At 59.3% G+C, this 2,924-nt stretch carries 4 protein-coding genes; all 4 read left to right on the plus strand.

Features of this window, described 5'->3' with window-relative positions:
• Positions 1-209, plus strand: a 209-nt coding sequence (locus ACR0P8_RS09185) for a hypothetical protein (protein WP_432624772.1), incomplete at its 5' end; no start/stop codon positions are given.
• A 40-nt stretch (positions 210-249) separates the two neighbouring features.
• Positions 250-1,521 (plus strand): AAA family ATPase, encoded by a 1,272-nt coding sequence (locus ACR0P8_RS09190; protein WP_432624773.1) that lies wholly within the window; start codon positions 250-252, stop codon positions 1,519-1,521.
• A complete protein-coding gene (locus tag ACR0P8_RS09195; RefSeq protein WP_432624774.1) occupies positions 1,518-1,856 on the plus strand; it encodes a hypothetical protein in 339 nt (112 codons plus the stop codon). The genes ACR0P8_RS09190 and ACR0P8_RS09195 overlap by 4 nt, the downstream gene beginning before the upstream one ends.
• Positions 1,857-2,134: 278 nt before the next feature.
• Positions 2,135-2,924: prohibitin family protein (locus ACR0P8_RS09200; protein ID WP_432624775.1), on the plus strand; the 790-nt coding region annotated here is incomplete at its 3' end.

The following is a 2,924-nucleotide window of genomic DNA, read 5'->3' on the forward strand; positions in this document are numbered from 1 at the left end:
CCATGACCCGCGTGCCCGACGACTATCTGCGGGAGGCGCTCGAATCCAAGTCCGGACACTGGGAGATCAAATCCCGCGTCGAGGATTACAGACAGGCGTTGCGCGAGGCCATGCGGTTGGAGCGGCTGTTCGCCGGCCCCGACAGTCAGGTGTTGGCCGAGATCCGCGGACAGGTCGAAGCCGAAATCGCCAAGGAGGAGGAACGGTGAGCGTCGACGCATACTCTGAAAACAATAGATAGGAGATTCAATGCGTTTCGTCGTCGAAGGCATCGGGAAAATCGGACGGGCCGAGATACTCCTGGATGGCATCACCCTGATCGTCGGAGAGAACAACACCGGTAAGTCAACCATCGGGAAGGCGTTGTTCGCCCATGTGAATTCCGTTTGCGGGTTTAGCAGAAGAATGAAAGCCACATACCGCAACGAGCTGTCCCATATATTGTTCTACCACGCCATTATGGAGTACCGGGATATCATCGGATTCGTCCATGATCTGATCGACGAAATGATAGATGTGCTGCCTGGAAAGGAACTCAATCCATCCTCCCTTGCGCGATGGATAAAACATCTTGTGGACGGCGGCGGCATGTCCGCGGACGACTATGAGACCGAAAGGGTGGAGAAATACCTGAAGTGGCTGTCCGGCCGCTCCAGGCAGGCGATTTCATTCAGGGGGCAGATCTGCAAGCTTTTCGGGATCGAACGCGATCAATGGGAACAGATGTTCCTGTCGGACGACCTGAATGCCGTATTCGCCAACCAGCCGCAATCGTTACTTCCGGGTGCATTGTCGCTTTCGACATTTCTAGAAGACGACGGGAAGCCGGTCGAAGACGGGGAATTGGACGCTTTGCTCCTGGATGATGTGGAGACGTTCCCCTCGCTGATGTCCTCCATCGATGAAAATGAGGATGGGTTCCGCCGTTCCTCCACGAAATACGTGACGCGCGAGAATCGACAGGTGATCGCAACCCATCGTTCATCCCGCCCGTTGTCGGAGAACGACAATCGTCTTCTCGCCATGCTCGACGAAATCTACGCCGGAACCGTGGAACGCCAACCCGGCAAGACTTCAATTCTTCATGAGACGTTTAAAACCACGGAAGAGCTTGGCGTTTCCACCAGCTCGATGGGTGTACGGCCCATTCTTCTGTCGAAGCATCTTATTGCCCGGAACATCGCCGACGGGAGACTCGTCCTGATTCTCGACGAACCAGAGGTGCATCTGCACCCTGCATGGCAGGTGGCGTACGCCCGTGTGCTTTCAGCCATGTCCGAACTGCTGGGCGTCCGTATTCTCATCACAACGCATTCGCCATACTTCATGAAGGCCATGCTGATCAACGGCAACCGTCAAATTCGCTGCTATGGTACCGACGTCGATGAAAACGGAAGAGTCTCCCTTGAACTTCTGGATAAAGACGGGGTCGCGGACAGGTACGAGTCCATGATCGTCCCCTTCGACGAATTGGCGGCCGAACAGCTTGAGGCCAAAATCGCCAGGGAGGAGGAACGGTGAGCGTCGACACATTGGAGGAACTGGTCGGCTGGCCGGACAACGAGAACACGTTCTTGGTGTCCGCCTTCAACGGCGTGCGTCTGGCCGTCGCGCCCGCCGACGTAGGCGGGGAACTTGGCATGATGGCCGCGCTCGACTGGGCATATGCCAAGTACGGGGCGGCGTTCGCCGGTTCGGCCGAACCGGTCTGGCGCCTGCGCCGCTGGCACGGATGCCGCGCCACGGGCTTCGCCGACTGGATTGGCGACGCAGAAAAATTCTTCGGCGTGCGGTCGGTCGTCCTGCTCGACGGCCGTGGCCATGCCGTCGACGAGGTTCGATTGGAGGAGATATGACCGATTGTGGAATCTATGGAAAACCGATAGGGGAGCATGAGTCGTGGCTCGTCTGGCACACCGGCGGGGACGGGTGCGACCTGGGATAAAACGTGCCCCGCCCTTTAGGACGGGGGTGGCCGAAGTCCGAAACTTCGAGACGCATGGAGCTGATTATGGAGACCGTCAGGCGCTATAACTACCGCGCGTACCCCACGAGGGGCCAACGCATGGCTTTGTCGCGCCTGCGCGACGCATAACGCTCTCCAAAAGAAAACAGCCTGAAGGAGGCTTGAATCATGATCCAACTCGTCATCGCGCTCATTGTTCTGATTGCCACCGTCGTTCTGACGGTCCAGACAGCCAAGATGCGGCATGGGCGCTCCGTCACCGTTCTGTTGCCCGGCGTGGCCATCGCCGTGGTCATCGCCGCCACGTCATGCGTGTACTCCCTGGACGTGGGCGAGGTCGCGGTCATCCGCAATCTCGGCGGCTCCGTGTCCGGCTCCCAGTCGGAGGCGGGCTTCCACGCGAAGGCCCCATGGCAGAGCGCCGTCAAATACGACACGCGCAACAATCTCATCAACTTCTACGGCGACACCGACTATGAGACGACCGGCGGCAGCGAGGTCGGCAAGCAGGTGTCCATCAACGACAAGTCCGGCGCGAGCGCGAACGTCGACATCCAGGTGAATTATTCGCTGCGTCCCAATGCGGCCGTGAGCCTGTACCGCGATTACGGCTCGCAGGAGAACTTCGTGTCCAAGTACATCTCCAACGACCTGCGTTCCGTGACGCGTGAGATCGCCGGAAAGTACGACACCATCATCATGCTGACCGACCGCGGCTCGTTCACCCGCGGCGTGCAGAAGGCCCTGTCCGAGAAGTGGAAGGGCATGGGCCTGACCGTCGAGCAGGTCAGCGTGCAGGACGTGCGCTATCCGAAGGAGATCACCAGCGCGTACGCCGCCGCGCAGTCCGCCGAGGTGCAGAAGCGCAAGGCTTCCAACGAGCAGGAGACCGCGAAGGTCGAGGCGGAGACGAAGCGCATCAAGGCCCAGGGCGAGGCGGACGCGAACAACATCCTCA

It is taken from the genome of Bifidobacterium sp. (genome assembly GCF_050874245.1).
Lineage (GTDB): Bacteria > Actinomycetota > Actinomycetes > Actinomycetales > Bifidobacteriaceae > Bifidobacterium.

Bases quoted from the DNA above. Each gene is read 5' to 3' on its own strand.
- ACR0P8_RS09190 (WP_432624773.1), top strand. From the start codon at position 250: ATGCGTTTCGTCGTCGAAGGCATCGGGAAAATCGGACGGGCCGAGATA.